General features: G+C 68.5%; 25 protein-coding genes. 15 read left to right on the forward strand and 10 right to left on the reverse strand.

Going from position 1 to position 18,799, the window contains the following annotated elements; all coding sequences use genetic code 11:
• Positions 1–4: 4 nt before the first annotated feature.
• Genes AXA74_RS00935 through AXA74_RS00965 form a run of 7 tightly spaced genes read left to right on the forward strand, consistent with a single transcriptional unit; the run spans position 5 to position 7,491 of the window.
• Positions 5–415 carry a TIGR03750 family conjugal transfer protein gene (locus tag AXA74_RS00935; RefSeq protein ID WP_009463352.1) on the forward strand — a complete coding sequence of 137 codons (411 nt, stop codon included), beginning with the start codon at positions 5–7 and terminating at the stop codon, positions 413–415.
• Positions 412–1,101, forward strand: coding sequence for a PFL_4703 family integrating conjugative element protein (locus AXA74_RS00940; protein WP_060833088.1), 690 nt, complete (start codon positions 412–414; stop codon positions 1,099–1,101). The genes AXA74_RS00935 and AXA74_RS00940 overlap by 4 nt, the downstream gene beginning before the upstream one ends.
• Positions 1,098–1,985, forward strand: a complete 888-nt coding sequence (locus AXA74_RS00945) for a TIGR03749 family integrating conjugative element protein (RefSeq protein WP_060833089.1) — start codon at positions 1,098–1,100, stop codon at positions 1,983–1,985. The genes AXA74_RS00940 and AXA74_RS00945 overlap by 4 nt, the downstream gene beginning before the upstream one ends.
• Complete coding sequence (locus AXA74_RS00950; RefSeq protein WP_060833090.1) at positions 1,975–3,393, forward strand: TIGR03752 family integrating conjugative element protein; 1,419 nt, start codon at positions 1,975–1,977, stop codon at positions 3,391–3,393. The genes AXA74_RS00945 and AXA74_RS00950 overlap by 11 nt, the downstream gene beginning before the upstream one ends.
• Complete coding sequence (locus AXA74_RS00955; RefSeq protein WP_060833091.1) at positions 3,374–3,805, forward strand: TIGR03751 family conjugal transfer lipoprotein; 432 nt, start codon at positions 3,374–3,376, stop codon at positions 3,803–3,805. Before AXA74_RS00950 ends, AXA74_RS00955 begins: the two co-directional genes overlap by 20 nt.
• Entirely contained in the window at positions 3,805–6,684 is a 2,880-nt protein-coding gene (locus AXA74_RS00960) for a conjugative transfer ATPase (RefSeq protein ID WP_060833092.1), read from the forward strand. The genes AXA74_RS00955 and AXA74_RS00960 overlap by 1 nt, the downstream gene beginning before the upstream one ends.
• Before the next feature lie 12 nt (positions 6,685–6,696).
• Complete coding sequence (locus AXA74_RS00965) at positions 6,697–7,491, forward strand: DsbA family protein (RefSeq protein ID WP_026353020.1); 795 nt, start codon at positions 6,697–6,699, stop codon at positions 7,489–7,491.
• On the opposite strand, the gene AXA74_RS00970 is transcribed toward AXA74_RS00965, so the two are convergent.
• The 6 genes from AXA74_RS00970 to AXA74_RS00995 form a co-directional block, all read right to left on the reverse strand.
• Positions 7,467–8,264, reverse strand: coding sequence for a hypothetical protein (locus AXA74_RS00970; RefSeq protein WP_020649410.1), 798 nt, complete (start codon positions 8,262–8,264; stop codon positions 7,467–7,469). The genes AXA74_RS00965 and AXA74_RS00970 overlap by 25 nt on opposite strands.
• A complete protein-coding gene (locus AXA74_RS00975) occupies positions 8,261–8,683 on the reverse strand; it encodes a nuclear transport factor 2 family protein (RefSeq protein ID WP_020649409.1) in 423 nt (140 codons plus the stop codon). The genes AXA74_RS00970 and AXA74_RS00975 overlap by 4 nt, the downstream gene beginning before the upstream one ends.
• 31 nt (positions 8,684–8,714) lie before the next feature.
• Positions 8,715–9,308, reverse strand: coding sequence for a biotin transporter BioY (locus AXA74_RS00980; protein WP_051101827.1), 594 nt, complete (start codon positions 9,306–9,308; stop codon positions 8,715–8,717).
• Between the two features lie 64 nt (positions 9,309–9,372).
• Positions 9,373–9,831 (reverse strand): PaaI family thioesterase, encoded by a 459-nt coding sequence (locus tag AXA74_RS00985; protein WP_025513286.1) that lies wholly within the window; start codon positions 9,829–9,831, stop codon positions 9,373–9,375.
• Positions 9,828–10,340, reverse strand: a complete 513-nt coding sequence (locus AXA74_RS00990; RefSeq protein ID WP_020649406.1) for a MaoC family dehydratase — start codon at positions 10,338–10,340, stop codon at positions 9,828–9,830. Before AXA74_RS00990 ends, AXA74_RS00985 begins: the two co-directional genes overlap by 4 nt.
• A 15-nt stretch (positions 10,341–10,355) precedes the next feature.
• The gene (locus AXA74_RS00995) at positions 10,356–11,135 is read right to left on the reverse strand and encodes an enoyl-CoA hydratase/isomerase family protein (RefSeq protein ID WP_060833093.1); all 780 of its coding nucleotides are present in this window, start codon (positions 11,133–11,135) and stop codon (positions 10,356–10,358) included.
• A 200-nt stretch (positions 11,136–11,335) separates the two neighbouring features.
• Between AXA74_RS00995 and AXA74_RS01000 the strand changes: the two genes are divergently transcribed.
• The 8 genes from AXA74_RS01000 to AXA74_RS24050 all read left to right on the forward strand — a co-directional run bounded on the left by AXA74_RS01000 (position 11,336) and on the right by AXA74_RS24050 (position 15,805).
• Complete coding sequence (locus tag AXA74_RS01000; protein ID WP_060833129.1) at positions 11,336–11,647, forward strand: cupin domain-containing protein; 312 nt, start codon at positions 11,336–11,338, stop codon at positions 11,645–11,647.
• 143 nt (positions 11,648–11,790) lie between these two features.
• Positions 11,791–12,384 carry a LysE family translocator gene (locus tag AXA74_RS01005; protein WP_060833094.1) on the forward strand — a complete coding sequence of 198 codons (594 nt, stop codon included), beginning with the start codon at positions 11,791–11,793 and terminating at the stop codon, positions 12,382–12,384.
• Between the two features lie 4 nt (positions 12,385–12,388).
• On the forward strand, positions 12,389–12,781 hold the full coding sequence (locus AXA74_RS01010) for a nuclear transport factor 2 family protein (RefSeq protein ID WP_060833095.1): 393 nt from the start codon (positions 12,389–12,391) through the stop codon (positions 12,779–12,781).
• Positions 12,778–13,179 carry a cupin domain-containing protein gene (locus tag AXA74_RS01015; RefSeq protein ID WP_060833096.1) on the forward strand — a complete coding sequence of 134 codons (402 nt, stop codon included), beginning with the start codon at positions 12,778–12,780 and terminating at the stop codon, positions 13,177–13,179. Before AXA74_RS01010 ends, AXA74_RS01015 begins: the two co-directional genes overlap by 4 nt.
• Positions 13,176–13,475: a DUF1330 domain-containing protein gene (locus AXA74_RS01020; RefSeq protein ID WP_060833097.1), complete on the forward strand. Its 300-nt coding sequence runs from the start codon at positions 13,176–13,178 to the stop codon at positions 13,473–13,475. The genes AXA74_RS01015 and AXA74_RS01020 overlap by 4 nt, the downstream gene beginning before the upstream one ends.
• Complete coding sequence (locus AXA74_RS01025; RefSeq protein WP_060833098.1) at positions 13,468–14,430, forward strand: alpha/beta hydrolase family protein; 963 nt, start codon at positions 13,468–13,470, stop codon at positions 14,428–14,430. Before AXA74_RS01020 ends, AXA74_RS01025 begins: the two co-directional genes overlap by 8 nt.
• Complete coding sequence (locus AXA74_RS01030) at positions 14,427–15,671, forward strand: MFS transporter (protein WP_232019797.1); 1,245 nt, start codon at positions 14,427–14,429, stop codon at positions 15,669–15,671. Before AXA74_RS01025 ends, AXA74_RS01030 begins: the two co-directional genes overlap by 4 nt.
• On the forward strand, positions 15,668–15,805 hold the full coding sequence (locus AXA74_RS24050; protein ID WP_153962035.1) for a hypothetical protein: 138 nt from the start codon (positions 15,668–15,670) through the stop codon (positions 15,803–15,805). The genes AXA74_RS01030 and AXA74_RS24050 overlap by 4 nt, the downstream gene beginning before the upstream one ends.
• A gap of 62 nt (positions 15,806–15,867) precedes the next feature.
• On the opposite strand, the gene AXA74_RS01035 is transcribed toward AXA74_RS24050, so the two are convergent.
• The 4 genes from AXA74_RS01035 to AXA74_RS01050 are packed head-to-tail and all read right to left on the reverse strand — an operon-like array spanning position 15,868 to position 18,789.
• Positions 15,868–16,437 carry a peroxiredoxin gene (locus AXA74_RS01035; protein ID WP_060833100.1) on the reverse strand — a complete coding sequence of 190 codons (570 nt, stop codon included), beginning with the start codon at positions 16,435–16,437 and terminating at the stop codon, positions 15,868–15,870.
• Between the two features lie 4 nt (positions 16,438–16,441).
• Positions 16,442–16,945, reverse strand: a complete 504-nt coding sequence (locus tag AXA74_RS24440; RefSeq protein ID WP_232019796.1) for a GNAT family N-acetyltransferase — start codon at positions 16,943–16,945, stop codon at positions 16,442–16,444.
• Positions 16,946–16,950: 5 nt separating this feature from the next.
• A complete protein-coding gene (locus tag AXA74_RS01045) occupies positions 16,951–17,865 on the reverse strand; it encodes a LysR substrate-binding domain-containing protein (protein WP_081093918.1) in 915 nt (304 codons plus the stop codon).
• A 30-nt stretch (positions 17,866–17,895) separates the two neighbouring features.
• Positions 17,896–18,789: a DMT family transporter gene (locus AXA74_RS01050; RefSeq protein WP_081093919.1), complete on the reverse strand. Its 894-nt coding sequence runs from the start codon at positions 18,787–18,789 to the stop codon at positions 17,896–17,898.
• Positions 18,790–18,799: the final 10 nt, after the last annotated feature.

Below are 18,799 nucleotides of genomic sequence, written 5' to 3' on the forward strand. Positions count from 1 at the left end.
GGCGATGGCTGCCTTGAACGATATCGCGCGTGACGGGTTGGTGACCTTCCTGCCGCACAGGCTGAACCGCCAGCCCGTGGTGGTGAGGGGCCTGACCGCCGACGAACTCTGGATCTGCGCCGGCCTGTCTGCGGTGGCGGGGTTCATCGCCGGCGTGCCGCTGGCCTGGGCCACGCACAGCGTCGCCATGGTGCCGACCCTGATCGTGGCCGGCGTGGCGGCTGGCGTGTTCGGTGGTGGCGGCTTCCTGCGCCGGCAGAAGCGCGGCCGCCCGGACACCTGGCTGTACCGGCAACTGCAGTGGCGCCTGGCGCTGCGCCATCCGCTGGCAGCGTCCTGGCTCGGTGGGCACCGTCTCATCACGCGGTCGGGGTACTGGACCACCCGGCGCTCACGCGGAGCAGCCGCCTCATGAGCCGTTTCAGGAACGAAGTCCATCACCTGCAGGCCCATGTGCGCACGCTGCGTCTGGGCGCCGGTGCGTTGTTCGTGGTGGCGCTGCTGCTCGGTTTCGGCTGGTGGAGTGCGCCGAGGCAACTGACGATCCACGTGCCCCCCGATCTGCGCTCGGGCAGCACCCGCGCCTGGTGGGATGTGCCGCCCGAGAACGTCTATGCGTTCGCTTTCTACGTCTGGCAGCAGGTCCTGCGCTGGCCGACGGATGGCGAACAGGACTACCCGCGCAACCTCCACGCGCTGTCGGCCTATTTCACACCGGCCTGCCAGGCCTTCCTGCGCCAGGACTACGAGCACCGGCGCAGCAGTGGCGAACTGCGCCAGCGGGTGCGTGGCATCTACGAGATTCCGGGGCGCGGCTTTGGCGACAACCCCACGATGCGGGTAAAGACGGTTTCCAGCCGCGACTGGATCGTCACGCTCGATGTCAGCGCCGACGAGTACTACGGCGCCGAGCAGGTCAAGCGGGCCCTGGTGCGCTATCCGCTGAAAGTGGTGCGGCTGGACGTCGATCCCCAGCGCAACCCCTTCGGTCTGGCGCTGGACTGCTATGAAGGCGCGCCGCAGCGCATCGAGTCACCGTCGCCGGCAGTGCCTCCGTCCGGCACGCCCGGCGGCGGCCTTTCGCAGGGAGGCAACCCTTGAAACACAACGTCTTCACCATCGTGGCGAGCCTGGCCCTTGGCTTCGGCCTGGTGCCGGACAGCCATGCCATCGAGATCCTGCGCTGGCAGCGGCTGCCGCTGGCCGTCCCGCTGGTGGTCGGCCAGGAGCGCGTGATCTTCATCGACCGCAACATGCGTGTCGGCCTGCCCCCGAGCCTGGGCGAGCGGCTGCGCGTGCAGAGCGCGGGCGGCGCCATCTACCTGCGCGCCAGCGAGGCCATCGCGCCGACGCGGCTGCAACTGCAGGACGTGGAATCCGGCGCCATCGTGCTGGTGGACATCGCAGCGACAGACGCCCGGGAAGGCGAGCAGCCGCTGGAGCCTGTACGCATCGTCCTGCAGGACGCCGCCGAGGATGCCAGCGGTGACACCGCCGCCGGTCCGACCCAAGCAGCGCAACCCGCCAGGCGTCGGCAGACGCCGATAACCGTTGTCCTGACGCGCTACGCGGCGCAGAACCTTTACGCACCGCTGCGCACCGTCGAGCCCGTGGCCGGCATCGGGCGCGTGCCGCTGCGGCGCCCGCTCGCGCTGGACACACTGCTGCCGACGCTGCCGCTCAAGGCGCGGGCGCTGGCGGCCTGGCGACTCGAAGACCAGTGGGTCACCGCGGTGCGCCTGACCAACACCTCGCCTCACCGTATCGATCTCGATCCAAGGGTGCTGCAAGGCGACTTCGTGGCCGCGACCTTCCAGCATCCCGACCTGGGGCCGGCGGGCGCTTCGACCGACACCACGGTGGTCTACCTGGTCACGCGCGGCCGTGGCCTGGCCGAGTCGCTGATGCCGGTGCTCAGTCCCATCGATGCCGGCACGAACCTGCCGCCGGCCGCCGCTGCGGGGAGGACGTCCGATGAGGAGTAATCCCCTGTTGAAGTGGCTGCTGATTCCGATGGCATTGTTGCTGGTGTTCGTCGGTGCCAGGCTGTTCTCAGGCAGTGACGCTGCACCTGGCAAGCAGGATGTCCCGGGGCAGCTCACTCCCGAAGAAATGAAGGCGCTCGGCATCGCGGGCGACACCCCGCGCGATACCGTCGCCACCCTGGTCGCGCAGGTCAAGCAGCTCCGCACCGAGCTGCAGACCGCGCTGAGCGACAACCGCCAGCACAAGGCGGAGAACGAGCGCCTGCGTACCCGCGAGGGTGCGATCGACCAGCGCATCCAGAACGCCCTCGACAGCGAACGCCGCCGCCTGGAACAGGAGCGAACCCAGGCCGCCAGCGACCGGCAGCAGACGCAAGGGCTGATGCAGGAATTGCAGCGCCGCCTGGACGGGCTGTCCGGCAAGGGCGATGCCGCCGACCTGCCGATCGGCCTTGGACTGGACGGGCATGACGGCGGGCCGCTCAAGGATGGCGGCATGCGCTGGATCGAACCGGCTGACGCCCGGCCCGATCCCAAGGGCGGTTCGAGCAGCCTGCGCTTGCCCGCCTTTCCCTCCAGCTTCGGCCCGGCCTCGCCGGAGCTGTCGGCCGCGGCGGAGGCCGTCGGCGACATGACGGCGCAGGCCGTTGGCGGCACCACCCAAGCGGTCTATACGGTGCCCACCAATGCCACGCTGATGGGCTCCGTCGCCATGACCGCGCTGATCGGCCGCATTCCCATCGACGGCACCGTCAACGACCCGTTTCCCTTCAAGGTGCTGATCGGGGCCGACAACCTGGCGGCCAACGGCATCGAGATTCCCGACGTGGCCGGTGCGGTGGTCAGCGGCACGGCCTCGGGCGACTGGACGCTTTCGTGCGTGCGTGGGCAGGTCCGCTCCATCACCTTCGTGTTCAGTGACGGCACCATCCGCACGGTGCCGGAGGACGACGGCAAGCGCAATCAAAGCCAGAACAGCACCAGTCTGCTGGACGGCCTGGGCTGGATCAGCGATCCCTACGGCATCCCGTGCGTCTCGGGCGAGCGGCGCAGCAATGCCCAGCAGTACCTGGGATCGCAGGCGTTGATCACCGCGGCCGGCGCAGGCGCCGCCTCGCTCATCAAGTCCGACAACGGCAGCGTGGCCGTGGTCGCCAACAACAACGGTTCGCTGGGTACGGTCGGCATTTCGGGCAACGAGGCCATGGGCCGCATCCTGGCCGGTGGCGTGCGCGACATGGCCGACTGGGTCAACAAGCTCTACGGCCAGGCCTTCGCGGCGGTCTACGTGCAGCCCGGCGCCAGGGTGGCCGTGCACCTGGAGCAGCCGATCGCCATCGACCACGACGCCAAGGGGCGCCGGGTGAATCACCTCATGGGAGAAGCGCATGCGTCGGACCTGGATTGACCGCCCCCTTGTCCTGCTCGCCGCCGCCGTTCTCGCGGGTTGTGCCACCAGTTCGGAAAAGCTGCTGCCCCGGGGCGAGCACACCATGCTGGACATCTGGCAGCACGAGACTGGCGGCCATAGCGGCGGCCAGGCCGGCCGCCTGCTGCTCGACGCACGCCAGGACCTGCGCCGCCCGCTGGCCGACGCTGACACCCTCGCGGCGCCCGCCCGGAACGCGGTCTACACCCGCACGGCAGCGAACGAGATCCAGCGACAGTTCCATCGACTGCCGAACCCCGATCTGGTGATGTACGTCTTTCCGCACCTGGCCGGCTCCGACCCGGTGCCGGTACCCGGCTACAGCACCGTCTTCCCGCTCTACCAGCGCGTGCAGTACGCGATGCCGGGCGAGCGGCTGGAGGACTACTGATGGGCTGGCGACTGCCGTGGCCGCGTCATCCGGCCCCCAGGCCAGTCCAGGCCGACATCGAGCCGGACGCCTGGACACAGCATGTCGCCCGCCTCGCCGCGCACGGCATCGAGGCACCTGGCGCCGCCCTTGGGTCGAATCATCGGCGACCCGCGACGCAGGCCGACCACGCGGCACTCTACGGCGTGGCGCCGTCCTTCGCCGACCTGCTGCCCTGGGTCGAGTACCTGCCGGCCACGAAGAGCATGCTGCTCGAAGATGGCCAATCGGTGGCAGCGTTCTTCGAGTTGCAGCCGATCGGTACCGAAGGGCGCGAGACCGCCTGGCTGTGGCAGGCCCGTGATGCCTTGGAGAATGCGCTGCAGGACTCCTTCGACGAACTGGACGAGAACCCGTGGGTGGTGCAGCTCTACGCGCAGGACGAAGCCGATTGGGACCACTACCTGCGCACGCTGGGGGCGTACCTGCATCCACGCGCGCAGGGCAGCGCGTTCAGCGAGTTCTATCTGCGTTTCTTCGGGCACCACCTGCGCGCGATCGCGAAGCCGGGCGGCCTGTTCGAGGACACCATGGTCACACGCCTGCCGTGGCGCGGCCAGACCCGGCGCGTGCGCATGGTGGTTTATCGGCGCACCCCGGACGCCGCATCGGCCCGGCGGGGGCAATCGCCCGAGCAGGCCCTGGCGACGATCTGCGACCGCCTGGTCGGCGGCCTGGCGAATGCCGGCGTCAAGGCCCGGCGCCTTGGCGCGGCGGACATCCACGACTGGCTGCTGCGCTGGTTCAACCCGAATCCCGGCGCGCTGGGCAGCACGGCCGAAGACCGGGAACGCTTCTACGCGCTCGCCCGCTACCCGGAGGAACGGGAAGAAGGCGAGATCGAACTGGCCAGCGGCGACTTCGCGCAACGCCTGTTCTTCGGCCAGCCGCGCTCGGATGTCGCCAACGGCCTGTGGTTCTTCGACGGCATGCCGCACCGGGCCATCGTCATGGACCGCCTGCGCTCGCCACCCGCGACCGGACACGTGACCGGCGAGACGCGCAAGGGGGGCGATGCGGTGAACGCGCTGTTCGACCAGATGCCCGAGGACACGGTGATGTGCCTGACCCTGGTCGCCACGCCGCAGGATGTGCTGGAGGCGCACCTCAACCACCTGGCCCGCAAGGCGGTTGGCGAGACGCTCGCCAGCGAACAGGCGCGCCAGGACGTGCAGCAGGCCCGCGGCCTCATCGGCAGCGCGCACAAGCTGTACCGGGGCACGCTGGCGTTCTACCTGCGCGGCCGCGACATGGCGCAGCTCGACGCCCGCAGCCTGCAACTGGTCAATGTCATGCTCAATGCGGGCCTGCAGCCGGTGCGCGAAGAGGACGAGGTGGCTCCGCTCAACACCTACCTGCGCTGGCTGCCCTGCCTGTTCGACCCGGCGGCGGACAAGCGGCAGTGGTACACGCAACTGATGTTCGCGCAGCACGCGGCCAATCTGGCGCCGGTGTGGGGGCGCAGTCAAGGCACCGGCCATCCGGGCATCACCTTCTTCAACCGGGGCGGCGGGACGATCACCTTCGATCCACTGAACCGGCTCGACCGGCAGATGAACGCCCACCTGTTCCTCTTCGGCCCGACCGGCTCCGGCAAGAGCGCCACGCTGAACAACATCCTCAACCAGGTCACGGCGATCTACCGGCCCAGGTTGTTCATCGTCGAGGCCGGCAACAGCTTTGGCCTGTTCGGTGACTTCGCCGCTCGACTGGGCCTGAGCGTGCATCGCGTGAAGCTGGCACCCGGCGCGGGCGTGAGCCTGGCGCCATTCGCCGATGCCTGGCGCCTGGTCGATACACCGGGCCAGGTGCAGACGCTGGACGCCGACGCCCTGGACGAGGACGGCGACGCCCATCCGGCCGACGACGGGGATGACCAGCGGGACGTGCTCGGCGAACTCGAAATCACCGCCCGGCTGATGATCACCGGCGGCGAGGACAAGGAGGAAGCGCGCATGACGCGCGCCGACCGCAGCCTGATTCGCCAGTGCATCCTGGACGCCGCCCAGCGCTGCGTGGCACAGGCGCGCACGGTGCTGACCCGCGACTTGCGCGACGCGCTGCGCGAACGCGCCCGCGACGCCAACCTGCCGGATGCCCGGCGCGCGCGGCTGCTGGAGATGGCCGATGCGATGGACATGCTCTGCCAGGGCGCAGACGGCGAGATGTTCGACCGTCCGGGCACGCCCTGGCCCGAGGCGGACATCACCATCGTGGACCTGGCCACCTTCGCGCGCGAGGGCTACAACGCGCAGCTCTCCATCGCCTACATCTCACTGATCAACACGGTGAACAACATCGCCGAGCGCGACCAGTTCCTGGGTCGGCCGATCATCAACGTCACCGACGAAGGCCACATCATCACCAGAAACCCGCTGCTCGCGCCCTACGTGGTCAAGATCACCAAGATGTGGCGCAAGCTCGGTGCGTGGTATTGGCTGGCGACGCAGAACATCGACGACCTGCCCAAGGCCGCCGAGCCCATGCTCAACATGATCGAGTGGTGGATCTGCCTGTCGATGCCGCCCGACGAGGTGGAGAAGATCGCCCGGTTCCGCGAACTGTCGCCCGCGCAGAAGGCGCTGATGCTGTCCGCGCGCAAGGAGGCCGGCAAGTTCAGCGAGGGCGTCATCCTGTCCAAGTCGATGGAAGTGCTGTTCCGCGCCGTGCCGCCCAGCCTCTATCTGGCCCTTGCGCAGACCGAACCGGAAGAGAAGGCCGAGCGCTACCAGCTCATGCGCCAGCACGGCATCGGCGAACTGGATGCCGCCTTCAAGGTGGCCGAGAAGATCGACCAGGCGCGTGGCATCGCATCGCCGCCGCTGTTCCTGCCGAAATGACCGGAGCGCGTCATGTCCTCGAAGCGAACCACCTTGCCGGGCCGGGCCCAGGCCATTCGCAAGCGCGCCGGGCGCCTGCCACGGCTGCCCTGGGTGGTCGCTGGCATCCTTGTAGTCGGCCTGCTGGGCTGGCTCCTGTACCGCACGCCCGGTGCGCCGGCACCGCGCACGGGGCCCGAGGTCGCGCAGGCACATCCGGCCGGCCCACCCTGGCGCCGCGGCCCAGCCGATGCGCGCTTCACGCTGACGCTGTACGCCGACCTGGAGTGTCCGTTCTGCAAGGCCTACTACCCGACCCTGATGGCCTGGATCGATGCCCATCCCGAGACCAGCCTGCGGTGGCATCACCTGCCGCTGGCGATGCACGATCCCGAGGCGAGTCGGCTGGCCCGCGTGGCCGAGTGCGCAGGCGAGGCGCAAGGCCACGAGGCGTTCTTCGATGCCATCGCATGGCTCTACCAAAACACCCGGGGCGATGGCCAGGGGCTGCCCACCGATCAGGCCTGGCCAGGTCTGACGACCGCCATGCGGGCCTGCCTGGACAGCAATCGCCCCGCAGCCATCGTTCGCGCGCAGGCCGACGAGGCCCTGCGCAGCGGCATCACCGCCACGCCCTCCGTGCGGCTTGACGACGGCCTGACCGGGAAAACGCTGCTGCTGCACGGCCTGGTCGAGGGCGATGCGCTGCTGTCGGCGCTCGATCTGGTCGCGTCGCCGGACAGGCCGGACGCTCGTTCATTGGGGGCCGCCGACGCCGCCGGCACGGCGGTCCATGGCCGCCGTCATGGCCTCGCCGAGGCCCAGTAGTCGCGGAGGGCGCGCACGCTGTCCGATGGCGAAGGCATGTAGCCGCTCAGGTTGACGAGCCCGACGTTCATGCCGCGTTCGTCGGTGGTGCCCCTGAGCATCAGCCGTTGGAAGCGACTGGTGTCCAGGCCATATCGATGCGGATCATCGACTTTCAGCGCCAGTAGGTGCAGGTGCGAGTTCCAGATTCGGAACTTCGCATGTTCGATGGCCCGTATCGCCTGCCAGGGAACGAAGACCCGCTGGGGGCCTTCGCGCGTGAGGCCGAGGGCATCGGCCACGAGGTCGGCGGGTGGATCGAGGCGACGCAAGCGCCGCACGAGTGTTCGCACGATCGCCCGTGTGAGCGCCACGGCCAGGATGACGCCGCCCAGCGCAAGGGGGAGCACGACAGGGTCCGTCTCGTGGATGTCCCTGACGAGGGGCGGCAGCGCGACGACCAGCAGAGGGAACACGATCCCCATGCCCATGACCAGCACTTCCCACCACGCGGCGCGCGCGATGGGAATGCGCAGCGTCGCCGGGAAGCGAGGCAAGGGCATGTGCCTGCGTCGCCAGCGCAGGCGGCGTCCATACTGTCGGGCCAGGACCATGAGCCCCATGACGAAGGTGACGAGGAAGACCGTGGCAGCCAGTCTGGCGGGGCCAGGGGCCGCGCGCAGGGATGACAGCAACGCAAGCACCAGTATCAGACCCGACACCAGGAGCACCGGCTCCACCACGAAGACATAGATCCCAATCCACCAACTGGTTCCTGCCCGCTGCTCGCTCATGGCCCTCCGTCCTGTTGCCGCTTCGATCCCGCTCCCATCCTGGTCATCCAGTCGCTGCGGTCGAAATACACCTCGTTGCGGCGAATCTTGCCCGCGTGGTCCAGTTGCACCAGGCATACGCCGACCACGGTCAACACCTCGCCGCCAACCGGGATGTCCGCGCGCCATTTGTTGAGGAAGCCATCCTGCATGGGGATGCCCTCGACCTGCGTCCAGACCCACGCTGGATTGCGCGCCAACAGGCGCTCGAAATAGCCCAGCAACGCGGGCTTTCCCCGCAGCCCTTGGGGTACGGCAGGGTCGAGATAGAAGGCATCCTCCGAATAGAAGGCAGCCAGCCGCTGGGGATCGTTGCCGGTCCAGGCGGGCAGCCACGCCTGCGCAAAGCGCCGCGCCTGCTCCGCATCGAGGGCGTTCATCGTGATGTACCGGGCCGGGCCGGAACGCGCGTCATCGGTGCGCCGCCTTGCGGGTTCCGCTGTCGATGGCCTTGAGCAGCGCTGCACCAAGCACCGACTTGAGCACGCCGCCGAGGACGAAGGGGGCCACGCCCACGGCGATGGCTTTCTGCACGCCAACCATCGCGGCCAGCCAGGCGCCGCCGAGCAGCAGGCACAGGGCGTTGCCGATCAGCATCGCCGCGAAGGCCAGCGCGACGCGCCCGCCATGCCAGCCGCGTTCGACCAGCCAGCCGGTCAGCGCGCCGGCCACGGGAAAGGCCAGCAGGTAGCCGGCCGTCGGCCCCAGGAAGCGCGCCAGGCCTCCCGTGCCACCGGCGAACACCGGCAAGCCGAGCGCGCCCTGGGCCAGCCAGACGAGGATCGTCAGGCCACCCAGGCGCCAGCCGTACAGTGCGCCGACCAGCGTGACGGCCAGCGTCTGCATGGTCATCGGCACCGGCACCATCGGCACGCTGACGTGGGACGACGCGGTGAGCACGAGGGTGCCGAACAGCACCGCCAGCACCTTGGTCGCGTTGGACTGTCCGCGCAGCCAGCGGGTTGTGTCGAGGGTCCCGAGGGTTTGGGTCGAGGTTGGGGTCATGGGTTCTCCTTCATGAATGGCGGTACTGGCCGCCGAGCGCATCCTTGCGCGGACACCGGAAACGTCATCGATCCTGCTTGCCCTGCAGGCAGATCAGGGTCTGCTGGCCGAGCGCCACCTGGGCCCGTCCCTGCTCGGTGACGCCGAAGACTTCGAGCTGGCAGATGGTCAGGGTGCGTCCGGAGCGCACCACCGTGCCGACCGCTTCGAGGTAGTCGCCCTGCGCGGGGGCGAGCAGGTTGATCTTGAACTCGACGGTCAGCACGGAGCTGTCCGGGGGAAACAGCGTGAAGCCCGCGTAGCCGCCGGCCGAGTCGGCGATGGCGCTGGTGCCGCCGGCATGGAAGTAGCCATGCTGCTGGGTGAGGGTTTCGCGGAACGGCAACCGGATGCTGACCCGCCCGCGCGCAACCTCGTGCAGTTCTGCGCCCAGGTGGTGCATCAGGCCCTGGCGGGCGAAGCTGTCGCGGACGATTCGCTCGACCTCGGGATCGAGCGGCAAGGAGGGGGCGGCTTGGGTCACGGTGCGGAGGTTCCTTCTCGCTGTGGGGACGCCCCGGGGTGGCGGCGGCCGATGAGGTTCATGGCCTTGAAGCTCGCGACGACCTCGCCCTGCTGGTTGATCCCCTCGACCACGGTATGCACCATGCCGCGGTCGGGTTTGGAGCGCGATGGCGCCGCGTCGGCGATGGTCAGCCGCAGGTGCAGTTGGTCACCCGGGCGCACCGGCTTGAACCAGCGCACTTCATCGACGCCCGGCGAGGCCAGGCTTGCCACCGACGTCAGGTAGTGGTCGACGAACAGCCGCATCATCAGGCCGATGGTGTGCCAGCCACTGGCGATCAGGCCGTGGAACGGCCCGCGGGCCGCCGCCTCGGGATCGATGTGCATGGCCTGGGGATCGAATTGCCGCGCGAACGCGATGACTTCCGGCTCTTCGACCCCAATGGGGCCGTACTCGAACGATCGACCCTTTTCGTAGTCCTCGAAGTAGCGCTGATCCCTCGGTGTCTTGAAGTCGGACAGTGGCATGGCAAGGCTCCGGTGTCAGGAATGGGGGTTGAAGCGAGGCGGCCGCTTCTCCAGGAACGCCCGCATGCCTTCCTCGCGGTCGGGCAGCGAAAGGGTGTGGTGGAAGGCGGCCCGCTCGCGGCGCAGTCCTTCGTCCATGGGCAGGCTGGCGCTGGCACGCGCGGCCTGCTTGATCAGGACCAGCACCTCGCCCGACAGCGACGCCATGTCGGCGGCGAGCCGGCGGCCCTCTTCGAGCAGGTGATCGGCGGGCACGATGCGCGAGACCAGCCCGCTGCGTTCGGCCTCGCGGGCGTCCATGCGGCGCCCGGTCAGCAGCAGGTCCAGCGCCTTGGCCAAGCCGAGCAGGCGCGGCAGGCGCTGGGTGCCGCCCGCGCCGGGCATGGTGCCGACGCGAACCTCCGGGTGGCCGAACACGGCGTTCTCGGCCGCCAGCACGATGTCGCACATCTCGACCAACTCGCAGCCGCCGCCGAGCGCAAAGCCCTGCACCAGCGCCACCACGGGCTTGGGGAACGTGCCCAGCGGCGCGCAGCAACCGGCGAAGTCGGTGGCGCGCGCCTGCTCCGCGCTGATGCCGAGCATTTCCTTGAGATCGGCACCGGCCGCGAAGTGTTCGCCTTCGGCGCGCAGCAGGACCACCCGCACGGCGGCGTCGGCCGCCAGCCTGTCGAGGTGCGCGGCCATCGCATCGGTCAGTGAGCGGCACAGGGCGTTGCGGGCTGCCGGCCGGTCGATGACCAACTCGGCATAGCCGTCTGGGTGGGACGCGCATCGAATGAAATCGGAAGACATGGGTTCTCCTGCGAGGAACCGCCCGAAGTGCCGGGCCGTCATCGATTCGGCAGCGCCGGGCAGTACCTGCGAAGTCTGCTGCGCGATGACGCTTGCGGCCAAGCGCGAATATCTCAGGTGGGACTGAAAATTTCTCGCTGGAGCAACTGCCGACATCTTTGAAGAATGCCGGCCAACACATCGACAACGGAGGCGATTCCATGAAGGTCGTCCGTGGCCGGCAGGTCACCACCAACAGGCCCTGGGGTGCTGTCCCCATTGCCGAACTGTCGGGCCTGTCCGTGAAGATTCACTGGACCGACCAGGCCTATCGCTGGCACATCAACGACGGCGAGGAGGTCTTCGTGGTCCTGGACGGCACGGTGGACATGCACCATCGAGTCGATGGGCGGGAGCAGGTGATCGAGCTGGGCGTCGGCGATGCCTTCTTCGCGGAAGCGGGATGCGAGCACCGCGCGGTCCCTCGTGGCGAGGCACGCATCCTGGTCGTGGAAAGGGTGGGCAGTCCGTAGGTGGCGTCGGGCGCCCACAGAAATCTCAACGCCGGCTGAAAAAAACTCGCTGGAGCCAACGCCTTGCCCGGCCCAGAATCGATTCGCGGACGGGCCTCGTCTTTCCCTCAACGCTCCGGTACTCCCCGTCCCAGCGAATTCCCATGGAACACACCGCCTTCGTGGCGCTGATCGTCTACGCCTTCGTCATGTCGATCACGCCCGGTCCCAACAACGTGATGCTGATGTCCTCGGGCCTGCTGTTCGGCCTGGGCCGAACCTGGCCGCACCTGCTGGGCATCCCTGCGGGCGTGATGGTGCAGCTCGGGATCACCGGCGCCGGCCTCGGCGCGGTGTTCGCCCTTGAACCGCGCCTGCAGGTCGCATTGAAGGTCGTGGGCAGCCTCTACCTGCTCTGGCTGGCCGCGCGACTGTGGCGCGCGGCCGAACTGGAGGAGACCGAGGCCGGCCGGCCCATCGGCTTCATGCAGGCGCTGGCCTTCCAGTTCGTCAATCCGAAGGCCTGGCTGATCTCGGTGACGGTGGTGTCCACCTTCCTGCCGCCGGGCGAAGGCTACGCACTGCGCCTGCTGGTGGTCAACCTGGTGTTCGCCGCCATCGGACTGCCCTGCATGCTGGTCTGGGCCGTCTTCGGCGCCGGCCTGCGGCCCTGGCTGCGCGACCGCGCCGTTGCTCGCGCGATCAATCGTGCCATGGCGACCCTGGCCGCCCTGACCGTTCTTCTCTTCTGGATGTGATGCCATGACGACACTCTCTCATGATCAACTCCGGGCCCATGCGCTGGCCTGGATCGATGACTGGAACCGGCGCGACGTGCCGGCGGTGCTGGCGGCCTATGCCGACGACGCACTGTTCGTGAGCGCGCTGGCGCAGCCCTATACCGGTGGCACGCGGGTACAGGGCAAGGACGCGCTGCGCCGCTACTGGCTGGCCGCGCTCGCCGACAGGCCTGACCTGCGGTTCGAACTCATCTCGGCCATCTGCGACGTCGAGGCGCAGACCGTCGTCGTCCATTACGTGGCGCAGGCCGGCGGCAAGCGCACGCGCATGTGCGAGATCATGCGCTTCGAGAACGGGCGGCAGGTCCATGGCGAGGCCCTGCACGGCGTGCCCGCCGAGGAGGACACGCCATGACGGCGCTGCTGCGCGCCGTGCGGCCCGACGACGGCAACCGCTATGACTGGGGTGGGGTCTACCTGGGCTGGCGATTGCTGGAACTGCAACACATGCAGGTGCGGCAGGAATGGATGCCCGCAGGCGGCGCCGAGGCACCCCACTGGCACGCCAGGGCGCACCAGTTCTTCTATGTGCTCAGTGGCCACCTGCGCCTGAGCACGCCCGACCAGGACGTGCTGCTGGAAGCCGGTCAAGGCGTGCATGTCCCGGCCGGCACTCGCCACATCGCCGCCAACGGTGGCGACGAAGACGTGCAGTTCCTGGTGTTCTCCAGCCCCAGCACGCAGGGCGACCGCATCGAATCGACCTCGGCCGCCGAACCGGATCGCCATCGCGACGAGGAGTCTTCGTCATGACCGTTTTCGCCCTCGCCCAACTCACCATCCACGACCGGACCGCCTACGACCGCTACCAGGCGCGCTTCATGGAGGTGTTCCGCCACCACCGAGGACGTCTGCTGGCCGCGGACGAGCAGCCTCGCACCATCGAAGGCACCTGGCCGCACCAGAAGCTCGTGCTCATGTCCTTTCCCGACGAGGCCGCCTTCCATGACTGGGCGGAATCGGCCGAGTACCAACGCATTGCCCAGGATCGCAAGGCCGGCGCACAGGCCGTGGTGCTGCTGGTCCAGGGTCTTGCTGTGAATGGCTGAGCCCATCGACATTCGTGCCGCCGACGGCTATGCCCTGGGTGGATTTGCCTGGCGCCGCCCCTGCGATCCACGACGCCCGCATCCGGTCGCGGTCATCAACGCGGCCACCTCGGTGCGCTGCCGGTACTACGCGCGCTTTGCCGACTGGCTCCACGGCCACGGATGGGACGTGGTGACCTACGACTACCGCGGCATCGGCGAATCGCGACACCGTGGGCTGCGTCGGCTGCAGGCCGACTGGATCGACTGGGGGCAGCACGATTTCGAGGGTGTGCTGCAGTACCTCGCCTGGCGATTCCCCGGCCAGCCGATCGACGTGGTCGGCCACTCCGCCGGGGGCTTCGTGATCGGGCTGGCCGCGTCCGCACACCGCGTGCGGCGCATCTTCACCATGGAGGCGCAGTACGCCTACTGGCGCGACTATGCGCCCGCCGTGCGTCGCGCCATGTTCCTGCGCTGGCACGTGGCCATGCCGCTGCTGGCGCGGGTGCTTGGCTACGTGCCGGCCAAGCGCCTGGGATGGATGGAGGACACGCCCAAGGGCGTGGCGCTGGACTGGGCACGCATGGGTCCCCGCTTCGAGGGCACGGTGCGCCGCGGCCGGGAGACGCTGGAAGGCGAGCCCGAAGCCGAAATGCTGGCACGGCGCTTCGGCCAGGTGCGCGCACCGATCCTGGCGCTGGGCATCGAGGACGATCCGTTCGGCACGGTACCGGCGCTGGACCGCCTGCTGGATTACTACACCGGCAGCGAGCGTCATCACCTGCGTTTGGCTCCCGCGGCCATCGGGCAGGCCGAAATCGGCCATTTCGCCTTCTTCCACGAGCGCTTCCGCGAGGCGCTGTGGCCCCTGGCGCTGGACTGGTTGCGTACCGGCGAGCCACCAACCCACCCACTCGGCGCACTGAAGCATCGACCTGCGGACGATCCGCAAGCAGCGGGAGCCACGACATGAACACGAACCTCGCCCCCTCGACAGCATCGGCAAACGGGCGTCATTCGCTCTGGATTCCGATCCTGGCCGGAGGATTGATCATGGGTCTGGCCCTCGGTGTGCGGCACGTGCAAGGCTTGTTTCTGCTGCCAGTGACGATGGATCGCGGCTGGTCGCGCGAAATGTTCGGCTTCGCGATGGCGGTTCAGAACCTGACCTGGGGTCTCGCCCAACCCTTCACCGGGATGATTGCCGACCGCTACGGTTCGGCCAAGGTCATCGCGGGCGGGCTCGTGTTCTATGCGCTGGGGCTTTTCTTAATGGTTCAGGCGCACAGCCACGTGGCCTTTGTTCTGGGCGCTGGCGCGTGCGTCGGCATCGCGCTGTCGGGCACGGCATTCGGTGCGATCTACGGCGCGCTCAGCCGCCTCGTGCCGGCTGAGCGCCGCAGTTGGGCACTGGGGCTGGCCGGCGCCATCGGTGGACTCGGGCAGTTCGCCATGGTCCCGGTTGCGCAGGCCTTGATCGGCGATTGGGCCTGGACGGGTGCGCTGCTGATTCTGTCAGTGGTCATGGCGTTGCTGCTGCCGCTGGCGTTCCCGATGCGCGACGCAAGCATCTCGAACGCGGTGGTCGGCACGGAGCTGTCGATGAAGGCGGCGATCGGTGAAGCCTTCCGCCACCGCGGCTTCTGGCTGCTGAACCTGGGCTTCCTGGCCTGTGGCTTCCAACTCGCCTTCATCGCCACGCACCTCCCAGCCTACCTGCTGGACCGGGGCCTGGCCGCCACCGATGCCGTCGCCGCGCTGGCGATCATTGCGCTGACCAATGTGGCCGGCACCTACCTGCTGGGGCTTTGGGGTGGCACGCTGCGCAGGAAGTACCTGCTTGCAGGCCTGTACCTGGCGCGCACGGTGGCGATGGCCCTGTTCGTCCTGCTGCCGCTCAGCACCTGGGGCGTTTACCTGTTCGCTGCATTGATGGGGTTCCTCTGGCTCGGGACGGTTCCGCTGACCAATGGCCTCGTGTCTCAGATCTTCGGCGTGCGCTACATCACCACATTGTTTGGTTTCGTCTTCTTCGGCCACCAGTTGGGATCATTCTTCGGTGTCTGGCTTGGTGGCCGCATGTTCGAGGCCACTGGGTCGTACCTGAGCATCTGGCTGCTGGCGATTGCGCTGGGCCTGCTGGCGACGGTTCTGCACTGGCCGATCGACGACAGAACCATCGTTCGCGCCGATCCACGGTTGGCGACTTCATGAGGCAAGGCCGCGAATGGTTCAGGCGCTGGGCGCCGCTGGCTGTGCTGCTGGCTGCGGGCGTGCTGGTGTTCCGCGCCTGGCTGTCGATGGAACTGCTGTGGGTGTGGTTGGAGCAATGGTCCTTCTGCGGGTGAGCGGGACCTGACGAGAACTTCGCACGACCATGAGCGCTGATCGTGTCGCTGACTGGCCAAGGTCAAGTGGCTGGCTGTTGCCTCAACCACTCGACGACATCGTCGGCATTCCGGTCCGGCGGGAACACCGGATAGAACACATGCTCAATCACGCCATCGCGCGCAATCAGGGTCAGTCGCTTGAGCAGTGCCAGGCCTTGCACCTCTAAGACCGGCAGACCGAGCGCGGTTGCGAATGAAAGGCGGTTGTCGGACAGCAACGGGAAAGGCAGGTGGAGACGTGCCACCGCCTCGCATTGGTACGCGGTGTCCTGCGTCGACACGCCGAACAACTGGGCGACGCCCAAGGACTTCAGTTCGGCGAAATGATCCCTGAAGGCACAGGATTGCGGGGTGCAGCCCCGTGCTCCTGGAATCTCGTCCCAGCCTGGAGGCAGTGCGACATCCGGCCGGCCCGTCATCGGGAAGAGATAGAGCACCGTGCGCCCGCGCAGGCGCGAAGGATCGACACGGCCACCATCCGTCGATGCCAGTTCAAGCCTGGGCAGGCGCATGCCTGTCAGGTGGCGGGCGCCGCCATCATCCTCCGGCTGCGGAAGACGCGACCAATCGACCTGTTGCAGGTTGTTCATGGCTTCACCACCGCTCGTTACCGGCCAGCCAAAGGACGTAGCTCTTCCAGCCGGCGGGTTCGGCGAAGCGCGTGTAGGCCCGTATGGCATCGGGGTTGTCCTCGGGGACCAGCCAGCGCAGATGAATCCAGGCGCGTGATCGCCCGGTATCGGCGATGGCCGTGATGAGCCGCTGCGCGAGTCGTTTCCCGCGCGCGGCGGGCAGGACGTACAGGTCGTCGAGCTGGCCCGAACGCCCTCCGGAGATCGCTTCGGGCAGATCGAAGAACACCGCGAAGGCGACGAGTTCGTCGCCGAGAAAGCCACCCAGGACTTCCGCGATCGGATCGGCGATCAAGGCATCGGCACGGGCCAGTGCATTCGCCCCGGCTCCTTGCCCGTGGCGCATTTCGTCGCCATAGGCGGCCACCAGGGAGGCAAGCGCAACGGCGTCCTCGGCAACGAGCCGTCGAAGCGTCACACCGTCATCCGACAGGGCGTGCTGATCGCGCGGGTGTGCGGCTTTCATGTGTGTCATGCCGTCAAGGCCTTCGGATCGTCGGCGTCATCCACCGGTGGACAGTGTTCGCGCAGCCAGGTGCGCAAGGCGTCGAGGCGTCGGTCCTCGCCCAGGGCGGGTGGATACACGAGGTGGAAATCCCCACCGGCCGGGACCTCATGGTCGAACAAGGGCTCCAGCAAGCCTGCCCGCACCGAGCGCTCTGCGAGTTGCGCCACCACCAGGCACAGCCCCGTTCCTTCGCTGGCCGCCTGCAGCGCGAGGCCGCAGGAATCGACCTGGGTGATCAGGGCGGGGTGTTGCGGACCGGCCGGCAGGGTCTGCAGCCATTGCTCCCAGTGCAGGCCATAGCGGGAAACGAACAGGTGCGCCTGCGCCAGTTGCGCCAATCGTCCCTCGGGGGTGGCGGCGAGCGAGCCGGCCCTGGCATAGACGCCCAGGGTGCCGGCAAACAACGTCTCCGAAACCAGTCCGGGCCACGGCGGCTCGCCGAACCACAGGCCCACGTCGGCGGTGCCCGCCGCGAGATCGGCATGGCCTTGGACGGTGGTGATGTCGAGCGCGGATTCGGCGGTCCCGAACGGATAGGCGGCCAGCCGCGGCGCCAGCCAGTTGATGGCGATCGCCGGCAGCGTGTGCAGCCGCAGCGGGCCGTCCAGGCGCTCGTCCCGCAGCGCCTGGACGGAGGCGGCGATGTGGGAGAAGCCTGCATTCAGGGTCGGGGCCAGGCGGCGGCCGGCGTCGGTCAGCTCCACGGCGCCACCGACTCGCCGCAGCAACTCGACGCCCAGCAGGTCTTCCAGCGTGCGCAGTTGGTGGCTGACCGCCGAGGGCGTGACCGCCAGTTCCAGGGCCGCGTCCTTGATCGACAGATGGCGCGCGGCGGCTTCGAAGGCGCGCAGGGCATTCAGTGGCACGGGGATGCGCATGGGCCCCTCATCTTCCGCAAGGCGTCGGCGTCATCGTTCCGTCCCGCCGCATCCGGCGACGGCGGCAGACCGCCGCGCCGGGGCCGGGTCCCGCTGGGGGCGCCGCAGGTACCAGGCCAGCGCGGCAATGATCAGCGCGCCCCCGGCCAGGGCACCACTCCCGGGCGTCTCGCCGAAGGCCAGCCACACCCAGAGCGGTCCCAGTACCACGTCCAGCAGGCTGATCAGTCCTGCTTCTCCCGCCGGAATGCGCCGGCCTCCTTCGAGGAACAGCAGGAAGGCCAGGGCCATGGCGACGATGCCCAGCAGCGCCAGGCTCGACAGCGCCTTCGGGTCCGGAACCTGCCGCGACATGAAGGGCAGCGCCGCCACGGCGCAGAGCAGGCACCCCAGCGTGTTGATCTTCACGATGTCCAGCCCGGGATGGCTTTTGACGACGATCAGGAGTCCACCGAACGCAGACGTCATCAGCAAGGCAAGCACGCTGCCGAGGAGATGGCCACTGCCGGTCGGCCCCCCCACGACGATCGCCACGCCCGCCAGGCAGCATGCGCCGGCGGCGAGGACGCGCGGGGAAAGCGGCTCGCCCAGGATCAACCGCGCCAGGCCGGCAGCGACCAGGGGCAGGCAGGCGTAGATCAGCAGGACGTTGACCACCGTGGTCAGTGTCAGCGCGGCGATGTACGCCACCGTCGCCGTCGATACGAGGAGGGTGGCCCCCCATCCAGCGGCACCGAACGTGCTGCCTCGTTCGCCGCGTCCGCGCAAGGCCAAGACCGCGGCCAGCGCTAGGCCCGCGAACAGGGAACGCCAGCCGACGATGGTCCATGCGTCCAGGTCCGTCAGCCGCACGAACAGCCCGGCCGAACTCCAGCAGACCGCCGAGAGCACAACCAGGACGAAACCGATCCATCGACGAGACACCCCACTTCCT

The organism is Bordetella hinzii LMG 13501 (assembly GCF_001548475.1).
In the GTDB taxonomy this organism is placed as follows: domain Bacteria; phylum Pseudomonadota; class Gammaproteobacteria; order Burkholderiales; family Burkholderiaceae_B; genus Bordetella; species Bordetella hinzii.

Coding starts and splice junctions, on each gene's coding strand:
- AXA74_RS00935 (WP_009463352.1), top strand. CDS start 5: ATGGCTGCCTTGAACGATATCGCGCGTGACGGGTTGGTGACCTTCCTG.
- AXA74_RS00940 (WP_060833088.1), top strand. CDS start 412: ATGAGCCGTTTCAGGAACGAAGTCCATCACCTGCAGGCCCATGTGCGC.
- AXA74_RS00950 (WP_060833090.1), top strand. CDS start 1,975: ATGAGGAGTAATCCCCTGTTGAAGTGGCTGCTGATTCCGATGGCATTG.
- AXA74_RS00955 (WP_060833091.1), top strand. CDS start 3,374: ATGCGTCGGACCTGGATTGACCGCCCCCTTGTCCTGCTCGCCGCCGCC.
- AXA74_RS00960 (WP_060833092.1), top strand. CDS start 3,805: ATGGGCTGGCGACTGCCGTGGCCGCGTCATCCGGCCCCCAGGCCAGTC.
- AXA74_RS00965 (WP_026353020.1), top strand. CDS start 6,697: ATGTCCTCGAAGCGAACCACCTTGCCGGGCCGGGCCCAGGCCATTCGC.
- AXA74_RS00970 (WP_020649410.1), bottom strand. CDS start 8,264: ATGAGCGAGCAGCGGGCAGGAACCAGTTGGTGGATTGGGATCTATGTC.
- AXA74_RS00975 (WP_020649409.1), bottom strand. CDS start 8,683: ATGAACGCCCTCGATGCGGAGCAGGCGCGGCGCTTTGCGCAGGCGTGG.
- AXA74_RS00980 (WP_051101827.1), bottom strand. CDS start 9,308: ATGACCCCAACCTCGACCCAAACCCTCGGGACCCTCGACACAACCCGC.
- AXA74_RS00990 (WP_020649406.1), bottom strand. CDS start 10,340: ATGCCACTGTCCGACTTCAAGACACCGAGGGATCAGCGCTACTTCGAG.
- AXA74_RS00995 (WP_060833093.1), bottom strand. CDS start 11,135: ATGTCTTCCGATTTCATTCGATGCGCGTCCCACCCAGACGGCTATGCC.
- AXA74_RS01000 (WP_060833129.1), top strand. CDS start 11,336: ATGAAGGTCGTCCGTGGCCGGCAGGTCACCACCAACAGGCCCTGGGGT.
- AXA74_RS01005 (WP_060833094.1), top strand. CDS start 11,791: ATGGAACACACCGCCTTCGTGGCGCTGATCGTCTACGCCTTCGTCATG.
- AXA74_RS01010 (WP_060833095.1), top strand. CDS start 12,389: ATGACGACACTCTCTCATGATCAACTCCGGGCCCATGCGCTGGCCTGG.
- AXA74_RS01015 (WP_060833096.1), top strand. CDS start 12,778: ATGACGGCGCTGCTGCGCGCCGTGCGGCCCGACGACGGCAACCGCTAT.
- AXA74_RS01020 (WP_060833097.1), top strand. CDS start 13,176: ATGACCGTTTTCGCCCTCGCCCAACTCACCATCCACGACCGGACCGCC.
- AXA74_RS01025 (WP_060833098.1), top strand. CDS start 13,468: ATGGCTGAGCCCATCGACATTCGTGCCGCCGACGGCTATGCCCTGGGT.
- AXA74_RS01030 (WP_232019797.1), top strand. CDS start 14,427: ATGAACACGAACCTCGCCCCCTCGACAGCATCGGCAAACGGGCGTCAT.
- AXA74_RS24050 (WP_153962035.1), top strand. CDS start 15,668: ATGAGGCAAGGCCGCGAATGGTTCAGGCGCTGGGCGCCGCTGGCTGTG.
- AXA74_RS01035 (WP_060833100.1), bottom strand. CDS start 16,437: ATGAACAACCTGCAACAGGTCGATTGGTCGCGTCTTCCGCAGCCGGAG.
- AXA74_RS24440 (WP_232019796.1), bottom strand. CDS start 16,945: ATGAAAGCCGCACACCCGCGCGATCAGCACGCCCTGTCGGATGACGGT.
- AXA74_RS01045 (WP_081093918.1), bottom strand. CDS start 17,865: ATGCGCATCCCCGTGCCACTGAATGCCCTGCGCGCCTTCGAAGCCGCC.